At 69.9% G+C, this 21,465-nt stretch carries 18 protein-coding genes; 8 read left to right on the top strand and 10 right to left on the bottom strand.

Translation table 11 applies throughout. The features are described from left to right. The 4 genes from AC2YHT_RS14535 to AC2YHT_RS14550 all read left to right on the top strand — a co-directional run. A partial coding sequence (locus tag AC2YHT_RS14535; protein ID WP_487290499.1) for a TrbI/VirB10 family protein occupies positions 1-749 on the top strand: 749 nt, incomplete at its 5' end. Next, positions 746-1,741 (top strand): P-type DNA transfer ATPase VirB11, encoded by a 996-nt coding sequence (virB11, locus tag AC2YHT_RS14540; protein WP_487290500.1) that lies wholly within the window; start codon positions 746-748, stop codon positions 1,739-1,741. The genes AC2YHT_RS14535 and virB11, both read left to right, overlap by 4 nt. A gap of 122 nt (positions 1,742-1,863) precedes the next feature. After that, positions 1,864-2,598, top strand: coding sequence for a response regulator (locus AC2YHT_RS14545; protein ID WP_487290501.1), 735 nt, complete (start codon positions 1,864-1,866; stop codon positions 2,596-2,598). Further along, the gene (locus AC2YHT_RS14550; RefSeq protein ID WP_487290502.1) at positions 2,595-4,634 is read left to right on the top strand and encodes an ATP-binding protein; all 2,040 of its coding nucleotides are present in this window, start codon (positions 2,595-2,597) and stop codon (positions 4,632-4,634) included. Before AC2YHT_RS14545 ends, AC2YHT_RS14550 begins: the two co-directional genes overlap by 4 nt. Positions 4,635-5,491: 857 nt before the next feature. Here AC2YHT_RS14550 and AC2YHT_RS14555 read toward each other — a convergent pair. After that, positions 5,492-8,263 carry an exo-rhamnogalacturonan lyase family protein gene (locus AC2YHT_RS14555; RefSeq protein WP_487290503.1) on the bottom strand — a complete coding sequence of 924 codons (2,772 nt, stop codon included), beginning with the start codon at positions 8,261-8,263 and terminating at the stop codon, positions 5,492-5,494. Positions 8,264-8,379: 116 nt separating this feature from the next. Continuing rightward, complete coding sequence (locus tag AC2YHT_RS14560) at positions 8,380-9,525, bottom strand: pyridoxal phosphate-dependent aminotransferase (RefSeq protein ID WP_487290504.1); 1,146 nt, start codon at positions 9,523-9,525, stop codon at positions 8,380-8,382. A 91-nt stretch (positions 9,526-9,616) separates the two neighbouring features. Between AC2YHT_RS14560 and ybaK the strand changes: the two genes are divergently transcribed. Further along, positions 9,617-10,090 carry a Cys-tRNA(Pro) deacylase gene (gene ybaK, locus AC2YHT_RS14565; protein ID WP_487290505.1) on the top strand — a complete coding sequence of 158 codons (474 nt, stop codon included), beginning with the start codon at positions 9,617-9,619 and terminating at the stop codon, positions 10,088-10,090. A gap of 163 nt (positions 10,091-10,253) precedes the next feature. On the opposite strand, the gene AC2YHT_RS14570 is transcribed toward ybaK, so the two are convergent. The 3 genes from AC2YHT_RS14570 to AC2YHT_RS14580 form a co-directional block, all read right to left on the bottom strand. Then, positions 10,254-10,931 carry a hypothetical protein gene (locus tag AC2YHT_RS14570; protein WP_487290506.1) on the bottom strand — a complete coding sequence of 226 codons (678 nt, stop codon included), beginning with the start codon at positions 10,929-10,931 and terminating at the stop codon, positions 10,254-10,256. 67 nt (positions 10,932-10,998) lie between these two features. Beyond that, positions 10,999-12,003: a tRNA dihydrouridine(20/20a) synthase DusA gene (gene dusA, locus AC2YHT_RS14575; protein ID WP_487290507.1), complete on the bottom strand. Its 1,005-nt coding sequence runs from the start codon at positions 12,001-12,003 to the stop codon at positions 10,999-11,001. Positions 12,004-12,300: 297 nt separating this feature from the next. Next, the gene (locus AC2YHT_RS14580; RefSeq protein ID WP_487290508.1) at positions 12,301-12,636 is read right to left on the bottom strand and encodes a hypothetical protein; all 336 of its coding nucleotides are present in this window, start codon (positions 12,634-12,636) and stop codon (positions 12,301-12,303) included. A 145-nt stretch (positions 12,637-12,781) separates the two neighbouring features. Between AC2YHT_RS14580 and AC2YHT_RS14585 the strand changes: the two genes are divergently transcribed. Further along, positions 12,782-13,219, top strand: a complete 438-nt coding sequence (locus AC2YHT_RS14585; RefSeq protein WP_487290509.1) for an NUDIX hydrolase — start codon at positions 12,782-12,784, stop codon at positions 13,217-13,219. Between the two features lie 152 nt (positions 13,220-13,371). Here AC2YHT_RS14585 and AC2YHT_RS14590 read toward each other — a convergent pair whose 3' ends face one another. From AC2YHT_RS14590 to AC2YHT_RS14610, 5 genes are all read right to left on the bottom strand, one after another. Then, on the bottom strand, positions 13,372-13,698 hold the full coding sequence (locus AC2YHT_RS14590) for a hypothetical protein (RefSeq protein ID WP_487290510.1): 327 nt from the start codon (positions 13,696-13,698) through the stop codon (positions 13,372-13,374). A 72-nt stretch (positions 13,699-13,770) separates the two neighbouring features. Continuing rightward, complete coding sequence (locus AC2YHT_RS14595; RefSeq protein WP_487290511.1) at positions 13,771-14,682, bottom strand: formylglycine-generating enzyme family protein; 912 nt, start codon at positions 14,680-14,682, stop codon at positions 13,771-13,773. Beyond that, the gene (locus AC2YHT_RS14600; RefSeq protein WP_487290512.1) at positions 14,669-16,963 is read right to left on the bottom strand and encodes an arylsulfatase; all 2,295 of its coding nucleotides are present in this window, start codon (positions 16,961-16,963) and stop codon (positions 14,669-14,671) included. Before AC2YHT_RS14600 ends, AC2YHT_RS14595 begins: the two co-directional genes overlap by 14 nt. Positions 16,964-16,968: 5 nt before the next feature. Continuing rightward, on the bottom strand, positions 16,969-17,664 hold the full coding sequence (locus AC2YHT_RS14605) for a DOPA 4,5-dioxygenase family protein (RefSeq protein ID WP_487290513.1): 696 nt from the start codon (positions 17,662-17,664) through the stop codon (positions 16,969-16,971). 187 nt (positions 17,665-17,851) lie between these two features. Then, on the bottom strand, positions 17,852-18,256 hold the full coding sequence (locus AC2YHT_RS14610; RefSeq protein ID WP_487290514.1) for a GNAT family N-acetyltransferase: 405 nt from the start codon (positions 18,254-18,256) through the stop codon (positions 17,852-17,854). Between the two features lie 166 nt (positions 18,257-18,422). Between AC2YHT_RS14610 and AC2YHT_RS14615 the strand changes: the two genes are divergently transcribed. After that, complete coding sequence (locus AC2YHT_RS14615) at positions 18,423-18,950, top strand: hypothetical protein (protein WP_487290515.1); 528 nt, start codon at positions 18,423-18,425, stop codon at positions 18,948-18,950. A 169-nt stretch (positions 18,951-19,119) separates the two neighbouring features. Continuing rightward, positions 19,120-21,456, top strand: a complete 2,337-nt coding sequence (locus AC2YHT_RS14620; RefSeq protein WP_487290516.1) for a TonB-dependent receptor — start codon at positions 19,120-19,122, stop codon at positions 21,454-21,456. The last annotated feature ends 9 nt before the right edge of the window (positions 21,457-21,465 follow it).

Here is a 21,465-nt window from a genome sequence, read left to right on the forward strand (position 1 = left end):
GACCGCCCCCGCCCGTCGGGGTGGATCCGAACCAGTCGCGAGCCGGGCCGATGGTCATCGACAACACGGCGATCGAGGCCTCGGCGCCGCGCGTCTCGGGCGGCCCGGCCAGCTCGGCCACGCCGCAGGGACAGCTCAGCGCCGACGAGCAGTTCGCGCTGCGAGCCGGAAACGACGCCCCGCCCAGCGCCCGCGCCTCCAGCCTTTCCGACCCGGCCGGCACCGTCGTGCAGGGCGCGATCATCCCGGCGGTGCTGGAGACGGCGCTGAACTCCGACCTGCCCGGCTACGCCCGCGCCATCGTCAGCCGCGACGTGCGCGGTTTCGACGGCTCGCGGGTGCTGATCCCGCGCGGCAGCCGGCTGATCGGCCAGTACAAGAGCGGCGTCGCCACCGGCCAGAGCCGGGCCTTCGTGGTCTGGACCCGCCTGATCCGCCCCGACGGCGTCTCGGTGCAGCTGGCCTCGCCCGTCACCGACGAGACCGGCCAGGCTGGGGTCGGCGGCAAGGTCGACCGCCACTTCGCCCAGCGGTTCGGCGCGGCGATCCTGCTGTCGGTGGTGTCCGGAGCGGCCTCGTCGCTCGGGAACGGCTCGTCGAGCACGGTGGTCATCGGCTCCAGCGGCGACGCGTCCAGCGCCGCCAGCCAGGCCCTGCAGACCGACGGCAAGATCTCGCCGACCATCCGCGTCGCCCAGGGAACGCCGGTGCAGGTATTCGTCGCCCGCGACCTGGAGTTCGGCCGGTGAACGCCCCGGCGGCCGCCCTTCCCCCGCAGGACGTCTATCTGCGCACCTACCTGGCGCCGTTCGCGCCGTGGCTGGAGCGCGCCGACGTCTCGGAGATCCTGGTCAACCGGCCGGGCGAGGTGTGGATCGAGACCGCCGGCGCGCGGAGCATGCAGCGCGTGCTCGTGCCCGCCATCGACGACCGGCTGCTGGAGCGGCTGGCGACCCAGGTGGCGCGCTGGACCTTCCAGGGCGTCAATCGCCAGAGCCCGCTGCTGGCCGCCACCCTGCCCGGCGGCGAGCGGTTGCAGATGGTCGGACCGCCCGCCACCCGCGCCGGCTGGGCCCTGGCCATCCGCCGCCACCGCCTGGCCGATCTCGACCTGGAGGCCTTCCGCAAGGGTCCGCTGCCGCCGCCCGCAGCGCCCGCCTCGCCCGAAGCCCTCGACGCCGCCGCCCGCCAGGAGCCGATCGAGTTCCTGCGCGAGGCCGTCGCCGCGCGGAAGACGATCCTGATCTCGGGCGGCACCTCGTCGGGCAAGACGACGTTCCTGAACGCCCTGCTGCGCACCGCCCCGGCCGAGGACCGCATCGTGCTGGTCGAGGACGCGCCGGAACTGGCCCTCTCCCAGCCCAACGCCCTTGGCCTGGTGGCCGTGAAGGGCGACGAGGGCGAGGCGCGGGTCGATGTCGACGACCTGCTGCAGGCCGCCCTGCGGCTGCGTCCCGACCGGATCATCCTGGGCGAGATGCGCGGCCGCGAGGCGGCGACGTTCCTGCGGGCGATCAACACCGGCCACCCGGGCTCGCTGAGCACGGTGCACGCCAGCACGCCGCGCGGCGCCCTGGAGCAGATCGCCCTCATGACGATGCAGGCGGGCCTGGCGCTCTCGCGGCGTGAGACCATCGACTATGTCTCGACCATGGTCGACGTCGTCGTGCAGCTGGGCCGAATCGGCGGCGAACGGCGGATTCTCGACATCCTCACGCTCAACTGCGGAGCGGAACGATGATCGGGTTTCCCGCCTCGGTCGCAAATACCACCCCCGCGCGACGTCGTGACGCGCATAGAGGCCCGCTTGCAGCCCCTCCCCCTATGACTCGGAGCCTTTTGGTGTGTCATAGTCCAGACGCGATGACCCCCGACGCCTCGATCACCGAGACCGCGACCGTCCTCCTGGTGGAAGACGACGACGTCCTCCGCCGCGAGATGGCCGGCTACCTCGGCGCCCAGGGCTACGCCGTGCGCCAGGCCTCGACGGTCGGCGCGGCGCGCGAGGTGCTGGACGCCCGCGCCGTCGACGTGGTCGTGCTCGACGTCAACCTGCCCGGCGAGGACGGTCTGTCGCTGTGCCGCCAGCTGGCGCGGGGCGATGGTCCGGCCATCCTGATGCTCAGCGCCATGGGCGAGCCGGTCGACCGGATCCTGGGCCTGGAGCTCGGCGCCGACGACTACGTGGTCAAGCCGATCCCGCCGCGCGAACTGCTGGCCCGGGTCAAGGCCCTGCTGCGCCGCCGCAGCGCCGCCGGCCCTCCGGGCAAGAACCCCAAGCGCAACACCTACGCCTTCGCCGGCTTCCGCCTGGACCTGTCGGCCCGCCAGCTGACCGCGCCGGGCGGCACGCTGCTGCTGCTGACGCGGGGCGAGCTGGCCATCCTGTCGCTGCTGCTCGACAACGCCCGCTCGGTGGTGTCGCGCGAGGACCTGCTGACCGTCATCCGCGGCGAGGCCGCCGAGACCGTCGGCCGCGGCGTGGACCTGCACATCAGCCGCCTGCGTCGCAAGATCGAGGCCCAGTGCGACCAGGAGCTGATCAAGACCTATCGCGGCGTCGGCTACGTGCTGGACGCCAAGGTGGTGGTCGAATGAAGTCACTGGTCGCTTCCTTGCGCCGTCCCAGCGCCCCGATCGCCCTGCAGATCGTCGCTCTGCTGCTGGCCAGCCTGGTCGTGGCGCAGCTGGCGACCCTGGCCCTGACCTTGCTTCTGCCGCCCAAGCCGCCGGCCCAGCACAGCCTGGCCGACATCGCGGCCGGCCTGAAGGGCGGACCGATCGACGCCAGCGAGACCCGTCCGCTGGTGCGCACGGTCGAGAAGGAACCGCCGTCGCTGTCGAGCCCCGGCTGGGTGGCCTCGGAGAAGTCGAGCGCCGATCTCGCCCGCCTGCTGAACGCCGATCCCGACGACGTGCGCCTGCTGTTCTACGCGCCGCCGCCCTTCGCCGGCGCGGGCGCGGCCAGCCGCAGGGCCGACGCCGCCGCCCTGCCCTTCACCGCCGTGCTCGGCTCCAGCGCCTATGCCCAGGGGCCCGCCCCCGGCGGCCGCATGGCCGGCCCCGGCGGCGGCATGATGGCCCAGCCGTCGGTCGGCCCGGGCTCGGTCGGCTTCCCGGTCAGCGCCGCCCAGAACAATCCCGCCATGTGGCGCGCCGCCCGCGCGGCCCTGGCCGGCGGCAACAGCGGCGCCCGCTCCGACTACCGCCCCGGCGGAACGCCTTCGCGCTATGGCCAGCAGCGCTTCCCCGGGACCAGCGCCGGCGGCGTTCCGCCCGGCGGGATCATCGGCGGCGGCGCTCCGCCGCGCGTCGGCCAGCGTCTGCAGCCGCGCTTCGCCACCGACCCGCTGTTCACCGCCCCGTTCCGCTCGTCGAGCTTCACGATCGGCGCCCCGCACGCGGTCGATCCGATCGAGGCCCTGCCGCCGCCGGACACCAGCGACGACGACGCGCCGGTGACCAGCCACACGGTCGCCGTCGCTCCGGCCCTGACCGCGCGCGCCAAGCCGGCCAGCGAGACGATCGGCGCCGCGCCGCGCCTGGCCTCGGCCGCGCCCGCCAAGCCCGTCGCCAAGCCGCAGCCGCAAGGCCGCCCCCTGGCCGCGCCGGTGGCCCGCGGCCTCTTCGGCCTGGCCCCCGCGCCCTATATCGAGGGCGACTTCGTGGCCGCCATGCGCGTCTCCGACGGCCGCTGGGTGACCCTGCAGCCCAAGCCCGAGGGCTTCCCCAACAGCTGGCAGCGCCGTGTGCTGCTGTGGTTCCTGGTCTCGTTCGCCATCGTCGGCCCGATCGGCTACGTCTTCGCCCGGCGCCTGGCCGCGCCGCTGGCCGGCTTCGCCGACGCCGCCGAGGCCCTGGGCCGCGACCCGTCCTCGCCGGTGCTGGCCGCCGACGGTCCGGCCGAGGTGGGCCGCGCCGCCCGCGCCTTCAACCAGATGCAGGCGCGCCTGACCCGGTTCATCAACGACCGCACGGCGATGATCGGAGCGATCTCGCACGACCTGCGCACGCCCCTGACCCGCATGCGCTTCCGGCTTGAGCGGGCCTCGCCGTCCCTGCGCCGCGAGATCGGCCAGGACATCGACCAGATGGAGGCCATGATCAACTCGGTGCTGGCCTTCATGCGCGAGAACGCCGAGGCCGGCGCCCGCCAGCATGTGGACCTGCGCTCGCTGCTCGAATGCGTGGTCGACGACGCCGAGGTCACCGGCGGCGACGTGGCCCTGGAGCCGGGCCAGACGCCGCAGGTCGAGATCGACGTGCTGGGCCTGCAGCGGGTGTTCACCAACCTCGTGGACAACGCCGTCAAGTACGGCGACAGCGCCCGGGTCAGCCTCTATGTCGACGGCGACGAGGCCGTGGCCGAGATCCGCGACAAGGGTCCGGGCATGAGCGAGGACGAGCTCAAGCGCGTCTTCACCCCCTTCTACCGCAGCGTCGCGGCCCGCACCTCGACCAAGCAGGGCGTGGGTCTTGGACTGGCCACCTCGCGCTCGACCGTCCGGGCTCATGGCGGCGACATCCGGCTGGAGAACGTCGAAGGCGGCCTGATGGCCCAGGTCCGCCTGCCGCTCGCCGCCCAGCGCGGCGGCTCGCAGACCGAACCGCCCCTGCCGATCGCCGCGGAGTGATCCTTCTCCCCTTGCGGGAGAAGGTGGCCTGCGAAGCAGGTCGGATGAGGGGTTTCTCAAACGTTGGACGCCTCGCCCGATCTGACCGCCGCACGCGGTTTTGAGTTCTGAGAGACCCCTCACCCGACCTCCTTCGGAGGCCACCCTCTCCCGCAAGGGGAGAGGGAACGGGTGGGCGATCTCACGCGCGATTGCGCTGAGTTGGTGAAGGAGAGCGGAGCGCCCGGGCGACGCCCGGAGGTGTGTAGACAGATACCGTTTCGACGAAGCCAAGGCGCTCCGCGCGGTCGTTTGGCTGCCGGCTTCCCGGGCGGCGGCGCTCTTAACGCCTTACCAGGACCATCCGCCGGGTTTCCCGTTTGGACGGCGACGAGGAGAGGGACGCTCTGTAATCCTCGCCCAAGCCGACGGCGGGCGGGCCTGGCCAGCGCCAGGTCCCCGGACGCGACGGATCTTCCCAATCCGTCCCAGTCCCGCTCGATCGCATCCCGCCGCCGCATGGTCGCTGGCCTTGCGCCCCTTCGGTGCGGCGAGACCCAGTGATTGTGCGGGTGGTTTGAGCGCGTCTGATCCAGAGCGGTGAGAAAGTTGCAAGGGGTTGGATTGGTTGGGGTCTTTGGCGAGGCCGCTGGGGATCCAGCTTCGTCTATCCCCGTCCGCGCCACCCAACCCGTAAAATCCCCGCGAAAGCGGGGACCCAGGCTTTTTCTGAAACGCGTGGCGCTCGACGATAAAACACCTGGGTCCCCGCTTTCGCGGGGATTTTACGGAGGGAGGGGATCGAGCACAGCGCCCAGTCTCGCCCCCCTCCACCACTTCGTGGTCCCCCTCCCCCGTTGCACGGGGGAGGAGCAGGTTCAGAACGCGTCCTTGCCGGCGTCGCCGCCGTTGGAGCGGCGGGGGGCGGTGGGGAGTTTGGCGCGGGCGGCTTCCAGGGAGTCGCCGACCAGGGCGAGGTTCTGGATGGCGGCCAGGCCCCACTGGGACGAGGCGTTGGTCGAGACGCGGGGGATCTCGACGATCGGCTCGATGACGGCCGGGCCTTCGATCCGGCGCTCGGTGGCCACCGCGCCAATGCCCAGGCCAGCATCGCCGCTGAAGAACTCCAGCCAGGCGCGTTCGGCCAGGGCCGGGTCTTTGCGCTGGAAGGCGGCGTAGGCGGTCAGGCGCGAATGGCCTTCCTTGAGGTTACGCCCCTTGGCCGGCGCGCCGGTCTTGGCCCGGAACTCGGCGTCCGAAGCGTTGTAGAACTGGCAGTAGTCGAGCCAGGCGTTCTTGTAGGCCGGGTCGTCGATCAGCTGGAACAGCTCGGAATGGACCTCGACCGCGCCGAACACGGCGTTGAGGTGCGAGACGCTGACCTTGTCGCCCGCGCCCAGGAAGCGGCCGGTCTTGAGGTCGAAGTCGGCGCCGCCAGCGAACCACTGCTGCTTGAAGCCGGCGATGCTGTCCATGCCGGCCAGCAGGCGGTCGCGCCAGCGCTTGTCGCCGGTGCGCTCCCACTCGGTGAGCCAGGCGGCGGCGAAGGCGCTCCAGCTGGTGCCGAAGCCCATGTCGACGACGCCCGGCGGATGCGAGGCGGGACCGCCCGGCAATTTCCGGCTGATATCGACGCGGCTGAGGGTCTCGTCGGCGCCGATCAGGTCGTGCATCAGGTCGCCGACCCGCTCGTCGGCGGTCAGGTAGTAGTAGTAGCGGCGATAGGCGGCGTTGGAGACGCGCGGCTGCTTGGAGCTGTCGGCCCAGTGCTGCACGCCATGGCGCGTGCCGAAGCCGCGATAGGGTCCGAGGTGGCAGACATCGACCTCACCGGTGTGGCGGGTCATGGCCTCGGCGAAGCGGAAGACGTCGGCGCGGCCCGAGCGCACGAACGACAGCCACAGCCACAGGTCCGGCGACAGCTCGGAATTGGCCCAGGCGAAGCCGCCGATGTCGTAGCGCCAGACGTGACGGTCGCTGTCATAGGTGTGCATGACGTCGCCGTGGTTCCAGAAGCCGTACCAGCGGCGCTGTTCGACGTCCTTCATGTAGAAGTCGAGCAGGCCGTCGTTCTGATCCTCGATGACGCGGCGGGTCGGGGTGGAGCGGTCAACCAGGCTCCAGTCGCCGAACACCTGCGCCGCCTTCAGCCGGGCCGGGGTGGCGACCAGGCGCGGGGCGGCGCGCAGGCGGCCGGCCATGGCCGCGAACTCATCCCGCGACGGGGTGGTCGGCAAAGCCCAGAGGGAGATCTCGTTGGTGCGGGCGATGCCCAGCGGGCGGCCCCAGCCCTTTTCGTAATCCTCGTAGGTGATCTCCAGGCCTTCGCGCTCGGCGGCGTGATCGGTCTGACCCAGGCCGTCGTGATAGAAGCGCAGGTCCATGGCCGGGGCGTCCGGCGACCACAGCCAGATGGTGAACTCGGCTGCTTCGGTATGAGCGTTACGGATGTCCAGGCGCGTGGGGCAGCGCTTCCAGAAGTCGGTCAGGGCGAAGGCGACGCCGCCGCTGGCCCCGCCGATATAGCCCAGGCCCGTGGCCCGGCCGCTGGTCACCGCGTCGATCCAGCCGTGGCCGGCCTTGGTGCGCTTGCGGATGGAGAAGCCGTCGGAATTGGGCTGGCTGAGCGTGAAGTCGCCCCAGGCCGGGATCAGGTCAAGGCGCTTGGAGACGGTCGGGGCCATGCCCTCCAGCCCCGGGGTCTTCTGGCCGGCCACCTGGGCGTCGCGCCAGGCCTTGCCGGGATCGCGGCGCAGGCCGGTCAGCGGCCGCACGCCCTCGCCCCAGACGCCGTCGCCCTCGCCCGAGAAGCGGACGTGACGGTCGTAGAGGGCGTCGGTCAGCGGGGCCGTGCCGACGAGGCCCAGGCCGCGCAGGAAGTCGCGGTTCTCGTCGCCGTCGAAGATGAAGCTGTGCATGATCCGCAGCGAGCGGGCGCCGGCATGGACGTAGAGGCGCAGGGTGAAGGGCAGCCAGGCGCGATCGCCCTGGCGGTGCTGGCCTTCAAGCTTCACGACGGCGCGGACCGGGCCTTTCTGTTCGACGGTCACGGCCGTGACCTCGCCCTCGAAGCGGGTCTGGGTGACGGGACCGTCGTCGAGGTCGGGCTTGTCCTGGGTCAGGGCCACCAGGCGCACGTCACGCAGGGTCTCGCGGCCGGCCACCGTGGCGCGGGCGATGACGTTGGGGCCCTTGCGGGGGATCAGCCAGGACTGCTCGCCGCTGACGATCTCGACCGCGTCGGCGGTCTCGCGCACGGAAACGCCCGAGGCGGGAGCGACCGGCTTGCCGGGCTGGACCTTGAGGGCGACGGCGCCGAGGCCGGCGCCGGCGGGGACGGCGTGGCCGGTCCACTTCAACGAACCGTCGGGCCAGTAGGCCAGCGGCCAGGTCTGGACGGGCACGGGCTGGCCGTCGGCGCCGGCGATGGTGAAGGTCGTCTTGGCCTTCTGGGCGCCTCGCGGCCACGGCAGGCCGAAGGTCTGGCCCTCGTGGGCGGCGGGCGGCGCACCGTCGAGCCAGCGGACGCCGTCAGCGTCCAGCGCGACGGGGGCTGGAGCGGCGGCCTGAGCGGCCTGGGCGGCGACGGGGACCATGGCCCCGGCCACGGCGGCCGTGCGCAGGAAATCGCGGCGGTTGAAAGGATCCATGGCGGTGCGCCCTCCCGTACCGGGGCGGTCGAGACGCCGCGCAGACGGAAGACTACCCGCCCATTCAACACCGGAACGAGCGCAGGTTTATTCTCACATAATGGATAGTCAATGCATTATTTGGAATATGCTGTTTGAGCCGCGAACCAGGGCGTGATGCGCTCCAGCGCCTCCTTCACCAGCGGCGTCGAGACCGCGAAGCTGAAGCGGATGAAATGTCGTCCCTCGACCGGGTCGAAATCGAGGCCGGGGGCCGTGGCCACGCCGGTCTCGCGCAGCAGGCGCTCGCAGAAGGCCAGGCTGTCGTTGGTCAGGTGGCCGATGTCGGCCCAGATGTAGAAGGCCCCGTCCGGCGGGGCGATGGCGGTCAGGCCCAGGGTCGGCAGGGCGTCGAGCAGCAGCTGGCGGTTGGCGCGATAGACGGCGACGTGGCCTTCCAGCTCGTCGCGGGCGTCCATGGCGGCCAAGCCCGCGTGCTGGCTGAGCGACGGCGCGGTCAGGAACAGGTTGCCGACGAAGGCGCGGGCGCGGGCCGTCAGATCGGCCGGCGCCACCAGCCAGCCGAGACGCCAGCCGACCATGCTGAAGTACTTGGAGAAGCTGTTGACGATCAGGGCCGTCGACTCGAATTCCAGCATCGAGTGGGTCGGGCCGACATAGCTGAGGCCATGATAGATCTCGTCGGAGACGATGCGGATCCCGCGCTCGCGGCAGACGTCCGCTATGGCCTTCAGCTCCTCCGGCGGGATGATGGTGCCGGTCGGGTTGGCGGGGCTGGCGATGATCACCCCGGCCGGAGCCGGATGCAGCGCCGCCAGGGCCTGGGCGGTCAGCTGGTAGCGGCTCTCGGGACCGCAGGCGATCTCGACCGGCGTCAGGTGCAGGGCCTTGAGGCTATTGCGGTAGGCGACATAGCCCGGCCGGGCCAGGGCGACGCGGTCGCCGGGCGAGAAGGCGCTGGACAGGGCCAGCACCAGGGCCGGCGAGGCGCCGCAGGTCAGGATGACCTGTTCGGCCTCGATGGCGACGCCGTAGGTCTCCTGGTAGTGGCGGGCGATGCGGGCCTTGAGCGCCGGGCTCTCCCAATAGCCCATGCCGTCGCTGTCGAGCACCTGGTGGGCGCGGGCGATGGCGGGCGCGGGCGCGCCGGTCGAGGGCTGGCCGAACTCCATGTGGATGACCGAAGCGCCCTCCCCCTTCAGCTGGTGCGCCAGGCGGCTGATGCCGATGGCGTGGAAGGGTTCGATCTCGGCGCGGGTCATCGGCAGGCGGTCCGTCGGAAAACAGAGGCCGACTGCTAGACGGGTTTTGCGGTTTGCGCCATCAACCGCGACAGTTGAAGGGGGATGACCGATGTCCAAGAGCACGCCCGCGACCCTGGCGCTTTCCAAGGCCGGCGTCGCCTTCGAGGTGGCGACCTACGACTATGACCCCAATGCCGAGCGCGTGGGCTTGCAGGCGGCCGAGGCCCTGGGCGTGGAGCCCGGCCAGGTGCTCAAGACCCTGATGGCCCAGGTGGACGGCAAGCCGGTCTGCGTGATCGTGCCGTCCGACCGCGAGGTCAGCATGAAGAAGCTGGCGGCGGCCTTCGGCGGCAAGGCGGCGGCCATGATGAAGCCGGCCGACGCCGAGCGCCTGACCGGCTTCAAGGTGGGCGGGGTCAGCCCGTTCGGCCAGCGCAAGAAGGTCCCCACCGCCATCGAGGACGAGGCCTTCGTGCTGGAGCGGGTGTTCATCAACGGCGGCCAGCGGGGCCTGCAGGTGCTGCTGGCCCCGGCCGACGCGATGGCGGCGGCGGGCGCGATCCGGGCGGCGCTGGTGGCTTAGCCCCTTCGTCGTCATCCCGGCCGGAGCGAAGCGCAGAGCCGGGACCCAGGGGCCGCCGCATCGCATCGGCCACTGGGAGGACGGCGAACCCAAGCGCGGAGCCCAGTCCCCTGGGTCCCGGATAAGCCCTGCGGGCTTTCCGGGATGACGGGCGTGGGGGACGTTAGAACCGGTACGTCAGCCCGATCTGGGCGACCGGGAAGTACTTGAAGTCCTTGGCGTCGTCGCGGACCTCGGCTTCTTCCTCGCGCAGGCGCTGCTGGAAGGTTGGGTCGTTGGAGAGCGTGCCGCCAGAGGCCGTCAGGTCGACCTTGGGGCTGTCGCTGAACGACACGCCGCCCAGCACGCGGAAGCCCCAGCCGCCCTCGTCGCTGAAGGTGTTGTCCCAGCCCAGGCCCAGGAATGGCTGGGCGTCGGACAGCTCGACGTCGCCGGTGATCGTGCCGATCTGGGCGGGGGTGAAGGTGACGCCGCCGATCTCGGTGTTGCGGGTCGGGGTTCCGGAGAGGTTCAGCTTGCGCTTGCCGAAATAGCTGCCGCCCGAGACGAAGAAGCCGCCCTGCATCGGGTGCCAGTCGAGGAACAGGCCGGCGGTCTTGGACTTGACCTTGCCGCTGTAGGCGACGTCGCCATAGGTCTCGTCGCGGTCGAAGTCGAGCCAGTCGCCGCCGCCGCGGACCACGAAGCTGTCGTTCAGGCGATACTGGGCCTCGAGCCCGATACCGGGCGTGCCGATGTTGCCGCCGACGGCGAAGTTTCCGCCGTCCTGGGCCAGGGCTTGAGAACCGGCGGCCGCCAGCAGCGCCGCGCCGACACCCGCCACGAAAAATCGAATCTTCATTTCAGGACGTCCCTTGAAGTCTTGCTCGGGCGGCAAACCCTTGAAAGACGGCAAGAGTTCCCAAGGCTCAGCCTGCGGCCGACTCCAGTCCTCTCGCCTCGCGCTCGTCGACGGCGCGGCGGACGGCCTCCAGGGCCTTGTCGACGACCGCGATCCCCGCGCCCTCGGCCACGCCCTCGACGGTGAGGATCCGCCGCCAGGCGCGCGCGCCCGGCAGGCCGTGGAACAGGCCCAGCATGTGGCGGGTGATCCCGGCCAGGCGCCAGCCCTCGGCCAGGCTGCGCTCGATATAGGGGCGGTAGCGCTCGACGGCCTCGAAGGGCGAGACGTCGGGAACGTCCAGGCCATAGACGCGGCGGTCGACTTCGCCCAGCAGGCCAGCTTCGTGATAGGCCGCGCGGCCCAGCATGACGCTGTCGACGTGCTGCAGGTGCTCCAGCGCCGCGTCGACACTGGGCACGCCGCCGTTGATGGCGATGAACAGGTCCGGGCGCTCGCGTTTGAGCCGATAGACCAGCGGATAGTCGAGCGGCGGGACGTCGCGGTTTTCCTTGGGCGACAGGCCCTGCAGCCAGGCCTTGCGGGCGTGGACGATGAAGCTGGTGACGCCGGCGGCGACGCACTTGTCCACCAGGGTGAACAGCGCCTCCTCCGGATCCTGGTCGTCGACGCCGATGCGGCACTTGACCGTCACCGGAACCTTCACCGCGTCGGCCATCGCGGCCATGCACTCGGCCACCAGGTCGGGCTCGCGCATCAGGCAGGCCCCGAACCGGCCGCTCTGCACACGGTCGGACGGGCAGCCGACGTTGAGATTGATCTCGTCGTAGCCGTAGTCCTCGCCGATGCGGGCGGCGGCGGCCAGGTCGGCGGGCTCGGACCCGCCCAGTTGCAGCGCCACCGGATGCTGGTCGCTCGAATAGCCCAGCAGCCGCTCGCGATCGCCGTGCAGCACCGCGCCGGTGGTGACCATCTCCGAATAGAGCAGCGCCTGCGACGACAGCACGCGATGCAGCGACCGGCAGTGGCGGTCGCTCCAATCCATCATGGGCGCAACGGAGAATTTCGTCATAAATACTTGATTTTATTAATAAAAATTACGAAGCATCGCGCCAGAGAAGGACTGGAGCGACTTCATCGATCTTTCAATGCCTTAGTGGAATCTCGCGTGCAAGAACACGGCGCAATTTCGCGCGCGTTCTGTGAGACCTCGACGAAACGCCTCAGAAACAAGGCGTGCTGAGCTTTTCGACGCCTTCAGTCCGAAGGCTGCATGATCCGACGCGATGGCGATGAGCATGGGCGACCTCGCCCCGCTATCCGCCCGATCGCCAAAGTCCGCCATTCGCCCCCCCTCCCCGGCCGATCCCTAAACCTGAAGAGCCGGCGGGCGCGTCTCGTGGCCTTCCTCCGGCACGGCGCCCCGGAGTTCATAGACGTAGGACTTGTCGCCCTTGCGGCTGATCCAGATGGTCTCGGGCGGCAGAGCGCCTTGCAGGGCCTTGTCGAGATCCCATGGCGCGCTGAGCACCAGGCCGTCCTCGTCGGTCACCGTCCAGCCGCGCTCGTGGGTCCAGGCGAGGCTCAAGGGCAGATCGACGCGGCGCCAGGCCCGGCGGCCGTCGCGGTCCTCCGCGGGAACGAAGCGATAGACCTGGCCGTCGAGACGGCGGCGAAACTCGAAGGCGAGGTCGGTCGTGGACATGGAACGGGCTCGTCGTGGTTCGGCCCCATCTGATCGCCGTCGCCGCGAAAGGACAAATGAGCATTGCTCATTGGACGCGACCGCCGTGCTGCTGAAGGCTTCCTGGGCTGTTGCGAAGGAGGTCGGGACCGTGGGGCGAGTGGCTATGGGATTGCTGGTCGACGAGACCGGGCGTGTTCTTCTGGGCCTGCGCGCACCGTCCAAGGCCGTCCTGCCCGCGCGCTGGGACGCCATCGGCGGCCGGGTCGAAGACGGCGAGACCGACGAGGCCGCCCTCGCCCGGGAACTGGAGGAGGAACTGGGCGTGCGTCCGTCCCGCCTGGTTCTGATCGCCTCCGGTCCACGTGAGACCGGAGGCCAGTCCTATCACCTATCGGTCTTCGCCGTGCCCGAATGGCTGGGAGGCAACCCGGCCAATCGATCAGAAGAACATGTGGCGCTGAACTGGTTCTCGGAGACGGCGCTGGCGCGGCTGCCGCACCTGGCGAGCCACGACCACCTGGCCTGGGCGCGGGCGGCGCGAGACGAACGGCGGCGCCCCGCGGAGACTGCGATCGAGGCCCACCGCGAGCGCGACCGCTGATCGTCGCCCATTGGGCGGTCCATCACGCCCTATGTCAGGCCTTGGCATGACGCCTGAGCCGATCGACCACTGCCGTCCGAGGCTTTATCGGAGAGGGTCGCACCGCTGGAGCCGTGAGGCCTAGAGCGGTGCGACCCTCTCCGTTCGCCCTGCTATTTCGCGCTCGGGATCTTGGCCAGGTCGGCGTCGATGGCCGCCAGCTTGGCGTCGGTCAGCTGTTCGGCCGCATAGGTCTGCAGGCCCTTCAGAGTCAGGCCGCGCGCCATGCCGATGCGGGCGTCGCTGACCAGCGCGGGGACGTGCTTTTCGAGCACGGCCTTGGTGGTCGGATTGTCGAGCAGGACGCCCAGGGCCGTCTGGCCGGTGCTGAACGTCGGCTTGGCGGCCTCGGCGGACGCAGGCGCGGCCGCCGGTTGGGCGAGGACCGCGGCGCCGGGCGCGGCCAGGGCCAGGGAAAGGACGGCGAGAGCGATACGCATGTGTTTCTCCAAGTGTGAACCAGTGTTCCGTTGTCCGGGCCGGGACGCTCGCAGGAGCGCCCGCCCGCCTCGCTAGCCGCGTCGGATGCAGCGAAAGCCCATGTGCGAGGTCGAGGTGTCTTCCGGCTGCGCCAGGCGGGCGGCCGGTCGATAGCGTTGGCAGTAGTTGGGGGCGCACAGATGCGATCCACCCTTGGCTACGCGCCGCGCCTGGGCGCCGACCCTGGCCTTGCCGCAGCAGGCGCCCTCCCCGCCCGGCGCGTCGTAGCGTTCGGCGGTCAGCTCCCAGACATTGCCGGTCATGTCGAAGAGGCCGTAGCCGTTCGGCGGAAAGAACCGGACCGGCGAGGTTCGCTCCAGGCCGGCCGGAGCCAGATTCCGGTGTGGGAAGGTCCCCAACCAGATCTTGGCGAGCATTCGGCCGTCGGGAGCCAGCGCGTCGCCCCAGGCATAGGCCTTGCCCTCCAGCCCGCCGCGGGCGGCGTATTCCCACTCCGCTTCGCTCGGCAGCGCCTTGCCCGCCCAGTCGGCATAGGCCAGCGCGTCGCCGAAGGCGACATGGACCACGGGATGGTCGGCCTTGCCGACCAGGTCGCTGCCCGGCCCCAGCGGCGCGCGCCAGTTGGCGCCGTGCACGAACGACCACCAGTGCTCGACCGCGTCTTCCGGCGGCGGCGCGTCCGGCGGGGTGAACACCAGCGAACCGGCGACGGCATTGCGCGGCTCCAGGCCCGGATAGTCCGCCGGATCGGGCGCGCGCTCGGCGAAGGTGACGTAGCCCGTGGCGCGCACGAAACGGCCGAACTGGGCGTTGGTCACCGGCGTTTCGTCGATCCAGAAGTCGTCGATCTGGGCGGTGCGGACCGGCGCCTCCTCGGGATAGAAATCGTTCGATCCCATGGCGAAGACGCCGCCGCGCACCTGCCGCATGCCGGCCGGCGCGGTCGAACGCGTACGGCCGAGCGCGGCGCTACTTCTGGACAATATCGACCTGCACGATGTCGCCGCCGGTATAGGCGTAGCCCGGCGCGGCGTCGGCGGGATAGGCCCCGACCGGCGAGCCCCGGTCCAGCCCGACGTCGAAGGTCTCGTCGATGGTGAACAGGTTCGGCGCCGTCAGGCCCAGCTGGCCTTCCGCCTGGACCTGGCCGTCGACGCCCAGCGTGACCTTCGCGCCCCGGGCGAAACCGGGGCCGGCATAGGCCAGGTCGATGTCCAGCCTGTGCTCGCCCGGCGGCAAGGGGGTGGGCGTGCGCAGTTCCAGGGTCTGCAGGTCGTAGGCCTTGTAGCGGAAGACGGCGTGATGCTCGGCGTCGAGATAGAGCGACCAGCCCGCCGAATTACCGCCCACGGCGGCCACCACGCCCTGGGCCGTCGGCGTCGCGCGCAGCTTGGCCGAGATCCCCCACGAGCGGTTGGCGACCTTTGGCAGGGCCGTTTCCGGAACGCCCAACGCGCCCGGATAATAGGTCGCCCGCTTCAGGCTCGCGGCCGGATCGGGCAAGCCGCGGTTGAAGATCTTGGCCCCGGCGATCGGCAGGACCTGGTTGGCCTGGGCCTCGCGCTGGAAGAGCTGCTTGAGCTCCTCCAGCTTGGCCGGCTGCTTGGCCGCCAGGTCGGTCGACTGCGAGAAGTCGGCGCGCAGGTCGTAGAGCTCCCATTTGTCCTGGGCGGGATCGCTGTCGACCAGCGAGAGCTGCCAGGGCGGCGCGCCGTGATTGGCCGAGGCGAACCAGCCGTCGTGATAGATGGCCCGCCGGCCGAAGACCTCGAAATACTGTGTGTCGTGCCGCTCGGGCGCGGCGGGCGCATCGAAGCTGTAGCGCAGGCTGACGCCGTCGATACGCTTCTGGGCCACGCCGTTGACGGTGTCCGGCGCCGCAATGCCGACGATGTCGAGCAGGGTCGGGGCGATGTCGTTGACGTGGCCGAACTGGGTGCGCAGCCCGCCCTTGTCCTTGATGCCGGCCGGCCAACTGATGACCAGCGGATTGCGAACCCCGCCCAGGTGGGCGGCCATGGTCTTGCCCCACGGAAACGGGGCGTTGGTCGCCCAGGCCCAGGCGGCGTTGACGTGACTGTAGGCCTTTTCCGTACCGATCTCTTCCAGCTTGGTCCCGCCCGGAGGATCAGGGAACCCGATCAGTTGCCGCAGATAGCTGTTGCTGCCCCGCAGGCCGCCCTCGAGGCTGGCGCCGTTGTCGCCGACGACATAGACCACGACCGTGTTGTCGTACTGGCCGCTGTCCTTGAGGGCCTGCACCACCTTGCCGACCTGGGCGTCGGTGTGGGCCAGGAAGGCGGCGTAGGATTCCATCAGCCGGGCCGAGACCTTCTTCTGCTCGGGCGTGAGGCTGTCCCAGGCCGGCAGCTCGGCGGGGCGCGGGGTCAGCTTGGCGTCCTTGGGAATGACGCCCAGGCGTTTCTCACGAGCGAAGATGTCTTCGCGCAGCTTGTCCCAGCCGCCGTCGAACTTGCCGCGATAGCGCTCGATCCAGTCCTGCGGGACCTGGATCGGCGCATGGATGCCGCCGGTGGCCAGGTAGAGGAAGAACGGCTTGTCGGGCGCCACCGAATGCTGGCCGCGCAGCCAGTCGATGCTGTGCTGGGCGAGGTCTTCGCTGAGGTGATAGCCGGGTCCCGGCGGCCGCAGCACAGGCTTGGTTCCCTCGAACAGGGTCGGCTCGAACTGGGACGTCTCGCCGCCGATGAAGCCATAGAAGGTCTCGAAGCCTTCGCCCGTGGGCCAGCGGTCGAAGGGACCGGCCGGCGTCAGCTCCCAGTCCGGGGTCTGGTGCCACTTGCCGAAGGCGGCGGTGCTGTAGCCGTTCTCGCGCAGCACCTCGGCGACCGTGGCGGTGTCCTTGCCGTGATAGCCGCTGTAGCCAGGTCGGCTGTCGGCCAGGTTCATCACCGCGCCGATGCCCGTGGCGTGCGGGTTGCGTCCCGTCAGCAGCGAGGCCCGGGTCGGCGAGCAGATGGCCGTGGTGTGGAAGCGGTTGTAGCGCAGGCCGTCGCGCGCCAGGGCGTCGAGGGCGGGCGTCTGCGCCGGGCCGCCGAAGGTCGAGGCCGCGCCGAAGCCGACGTCGTCGAGCAGCACCAGCAGAATGTTCGGCGCGCCCTTGGGGGCCGCCTTCTGGACGATGGCGACGGGCGGCGCGCCAGGTTGGGCGGCCGGCGTGGTCTGGGCCAGGGCCGGGCCGAAGGCGGCGAGCGCCAGGACGACGGCCGAGGCCGAGACGAGGAAACGGCGCGAGGGGGTCATGGCGATCAGGCCCTCTCGATCTGAACATGCGGCTTGGTGTTGGGATAGATCAGCTCCACCGGCGGCTCGCCCTCGCCGGGCTTCTTCATGCCGTAGCCGTTGACCGGTTGGGAGCGGTTGATCCAGGCGGTGTAGTAGAGGTGATCCGAACGCGGATCATCGGTATTGGGGTGCAGCAGGATCGTCAGGCCCAGGCTGTTGAGCTGCAGCCACGGCAGGATCACGTGCAGCAGGTCGTTGGTGAAGCCGAAATAGAACGACGGCGTCACGTGCGGACCGCGAGGCGTAAGGTTCCAGTCGCCCAGCTCGACCAGGAACCGCTCGGACACCCAGCGACGCAGCAGGGCCGCCTTCTCCGAGGTGTCCTCGTCGAAATAGACGTGGGCGTGATAGCTCTTGATGTCGGTATAGGCGCGCGGCTGCAGAGGCAGCGGGGTCTCGCCTGGACGGACCGAGACCGGCTGCGGCGTCGTCTGCTTCCAGGTGTCGTAACCCCAGGGGCTCTTGCCGCCAGCCGGGGCGCGCGGCTGGCGGGCCGGCGGCGGAACCGACGAGGCCTCCTGTGAGGCCTCCTGCGCCCTGCCAACGCCAGGCGCGGCGGCGGCCGCCGCGACCAGTCCGCCGGTCAGCAGGAGATCGCGTCGCTGGATGTCCTGTGCATCCTGCACGGCGCTGCGGGCGGACGGGGAAGGATCGCTCATCGGGAACTCGCACGGAAGAAGCTTGGCTGGTCTCCATCCAGAAGCCTTGAGCGTGCGATCGCAATCCAGATCGTCTTGGTAGGAATACAGCAAAGCTGTAAGGCGCGGCTCATGCCTTGGGGTACTGACGCCCCCTCTGGCGATTGAACCGGGCCGTGGCGGAGATCGCCAAGACGGTGTCGCGAGGCTAGCGCTTCCGGGACATGATGGACGAGGCGCTCTTGTTGAAACCGAGCTTCTCGTAGAACGGCGCCAGGCGGTCGGGGCAGTAGAGCTCGAAGCTTCTGACGCCGGCCAGCAGCGGGTGGTGGACGATCTTCTCGACGATCTCGCTACCGAGGCCGCGGCTCCGATGGTCGTCGGAGACGATGACGTCGTAGATCATCGCCTTGAACGTGAAGTCGGTGAGCACGCGGGCGAAGCCGACGATCGCCCCGCCTTCGGCATAGCGAACGATGACGATGTCGGAGTGCGAGATCATCTTCACGACGTCGTCGAACTGGCGCGTTTGCGTCCACCATTCCTGGACATACAGCGCGTAGAGTTCCTCGAAGCGATCTTCCGGAACGTGCTCGGACCACAGCTGCGCCACTCGCGCTTCCCACCTTGCATCGATCGGAACAGCCGACGCCCCATCCCCTGTCACAGACCGAGGAAAGCGCGGAAACCGGCTTAGAAAAACTCTCTCGATATAATTCCCATCATTTTTGTAGGATTACAAGGAAGGCCCGCCGAGCGCCTTCGCAAAGCGCGCCGGAATGACCGCCACCCCGCCCTCCTCCGCCAAGCGACGAACCCGGTCGCCCACGGCCGCCGCCGCCGCGCCGCCGCCGGACGAGACCATGCCGGCCATGCTGCGCCCGATGCTGTTCTCGGGGTCGGCCCTGATGCTCGACCTGTTGGGCGTCTACGGCCGGGCGCTGGATCTGGACGCGGAGTCGATCTGGATCATCCTGCACGTCACCCAGCGATCGATGGGCTCGTTCCTGCTCAATCCCGACACGGCCAAGGCCTGGCATCGGGCGTCGGTGGTCTCCGACACCGTCCGCGAGGGGATCAGCCGCCGGGCCGTGGCCGAGGAAACCGGCCTGCCGCGCGAGACCGTGCGCCGCAAGGCGGCCAACCTGGTCGCCCAGGGGATACTGATCGAGGACGCCTTCGGCCGCCTGCGCATCCGCAGCGAGGGCTGGACCACAGAAGGGCTGGAGGACGTCGCCCGCCAGGTCGACGAGGCCGTGGAGCGCTATCGCGCCCGCTGCGAGACGATCGCCAGCCTGGTCCGCTGAGACCTCAATCGGCCATCAGTTTCTCTACGCCCGACCCAAATCGGGTCGACTTTAGGAAAAGGGCCTGGCGCAGCCAAACGTTCTGGTTTGTCGGCCGCTTTCACCAAAGCCTATCAGAATAGTCGTGTTTAGTTTGGCTGAGAGGGAACCCTCCGGCCGAGGGGGATTCATGACCGTTCGCCGACAAAGACCGACCTACGCCCAACTCGCCGCCGCCAGCCTGCTCGGCATGGCCCTGGCCGGCGCCGCCCACGCCGCGGAACCCGCCGCGCCCGCGACGCCGGACGCCGCCGATGCGGACTCCGCGGTCGAGCAGCTGGTCGTCACCGCCCGTCGCCGCGAGGAGAAGCTGCAGGACGCGCCGATCACCGTCTCGGCCGTTTCGGGCCGTGTGCTGCAGAGCGAGCGCATCGACCGCGTCGCCGACTACGCGGCCAAGATCGCCAACTTCCAGGCCGTGCAGCAGAACACCCGGGTCTCGACCCTGACCATCCGGGGCGTCGGCGGCAACGCCAATAGCGACGGCTCCGAGGCCGGCGTCGGCCTGATCGTCGACAACGTGTTCTTCACGCACCCGGGCTTCTCGTGGCTCGACTTCGTCGACCTGGATCACATCGAGCTGGCGCGAGGACCGCAGGGCACGCTGCTGGGCAAGAACACCACCCTGGGCGCGCTGATCGTCACCACCAAGGCCCCGTCGTTCACGCCCGAAGCCTCGATCAGCGCCACCGCCGCCAGCAACGAGCGCTACCAGGTCCGCGCCAACATCTCCGGCCCGCTCAGCCAGACCCTGGCCGGACGCCTGACCGCCTATGGCGACACCGGCGGCGGCTGGATCACCAACAAGTCGGATGGCGCCAAGTATCTCGACAACCATCGCTGGGCCCTGCGCGGCCAGCTGCTGTTCGAGCCCAACGCCGTGTTCAGCGACCGCCTGATCGCCGAGCACTACGACACCAAGGAATACAACAACTACTATCCGGCCGTCGCCGACCCCACGACCTATGTCAACGGCACGGCGCGCAACGGCTGGGCGACCAAGCTGAAGACGGCCTTCGGCTACACGCCGTCCTACGACACCGAGGACTCCAACCTGGACAACCAGGAACGCCTGGTCGCCAAGACCGACGGCCTGTCGAACCAGGCGACCTTCAAGGTCGACGACTACACCCTGACCTCGGTCAGCGCCTGGCGGAAGCTCTATTTCCGCCCCTACAACGACAGCGACTACACCCCCTACCCGATCCTGCGGGCCGGCTATGACGTCGATGTCGAGCAGTTCTCGCAGGAACTGCGCCTGGCCTCGCCTGTGGGCGAGCACTTCGACTGGCAGGCGGGCGTCTACCTGCTGCGCCAGGAGCTGACCAGCAACTACCGCACCCAGCTGCTGTCGTCGGCGACGGCCTTCCTGCTGTCGCCGCTGCTGCCGTCGGCGATCCTCAACGGCGTCGAGGCCGACCAGGTCGGCAAGAGCAAGACCACCAGCGCGGCGCTGTTCGGCCAGGGCACGTGGCGGTTCACCGACCGCGCCAGCCTGACGGCCGGCCTGCGCTACACCCACGAAGACAAGGACGCCTCCAACAACGTCTATTCGTTCGGCGGGACCGCCCTGACCGGCGCGCTGGCGCCTTATGCGGCCTATCGCACGGCGGTGACGGGCACAGCCTACTATGTCGATGGCCACGACAAGGACGGCTCGCTGTCCTGGCTGATCAACCCGTCTTACAAGCTCTCCGACACCGTGCTGGTCTACGCCACCGCCAGCTACGCCGAGAAGTCCGGCGCGGCCAATCTCGGCGCCAAGGCCAACGACCGCGTCATCATCGATCCGGAGAAGTCGACCGACTTCGAGCTGGGCGTGAAGACCACCCTGGCCGGCGGCCGGGCGACGCTGAACGTCAACGTCTATCGCAACGACATCGACGACTATCAGGCCACCCTCATCGACTCCACCGGCTCGGCCGCGCGGTCCTACCTGGCCAATGTCGGCAAGGTGCGGCTGCAGGGCGTGGAGGTCGAGGGCGCGGCCCAGGTGAACGACCACCTGAACCTCTCCTTCAGCACCGCCTATGGCGAGGCCGTCTACGTCTCCTACGAGGACGCCCCGCCGCCGGCCGAATGGACCTATGCCGGCGCGCCGGCCTCGGTGGACCTGTCGGGCAAGCAGGTTCCGACCGCGCCCAACTGGACCGGTCAATTCAGCGCCCGCTGGGAGCAGCCGGTCGGAAGCTTCGTCGGCTTCGCCTACGCCAACGAGGTCTGGCGCAGCCGCACCTCGCTGCACCCGCTGTCGTCCTACGGCCGCCAGCCCGGCTACGGCCTGACCAATGTGGGCCTGGGCCTGCGCTCGGCCAACGACCGCTGGAGCGTCACCGTCTGGTCGCGCAACCTCTTCGACAAGAAGTACGCGATCGCCTACGGCTCGGCCACGACCGTCACGCCCTACATCGCCATCCTCGGCGAGCCGCGCACGGTGGGCGTCACCCTCACCGCCAAGCCGTTCTGAGGGCCGGGA

The organism is Caulobacter sp. SRI_008 (assembly GCF_057586355.1).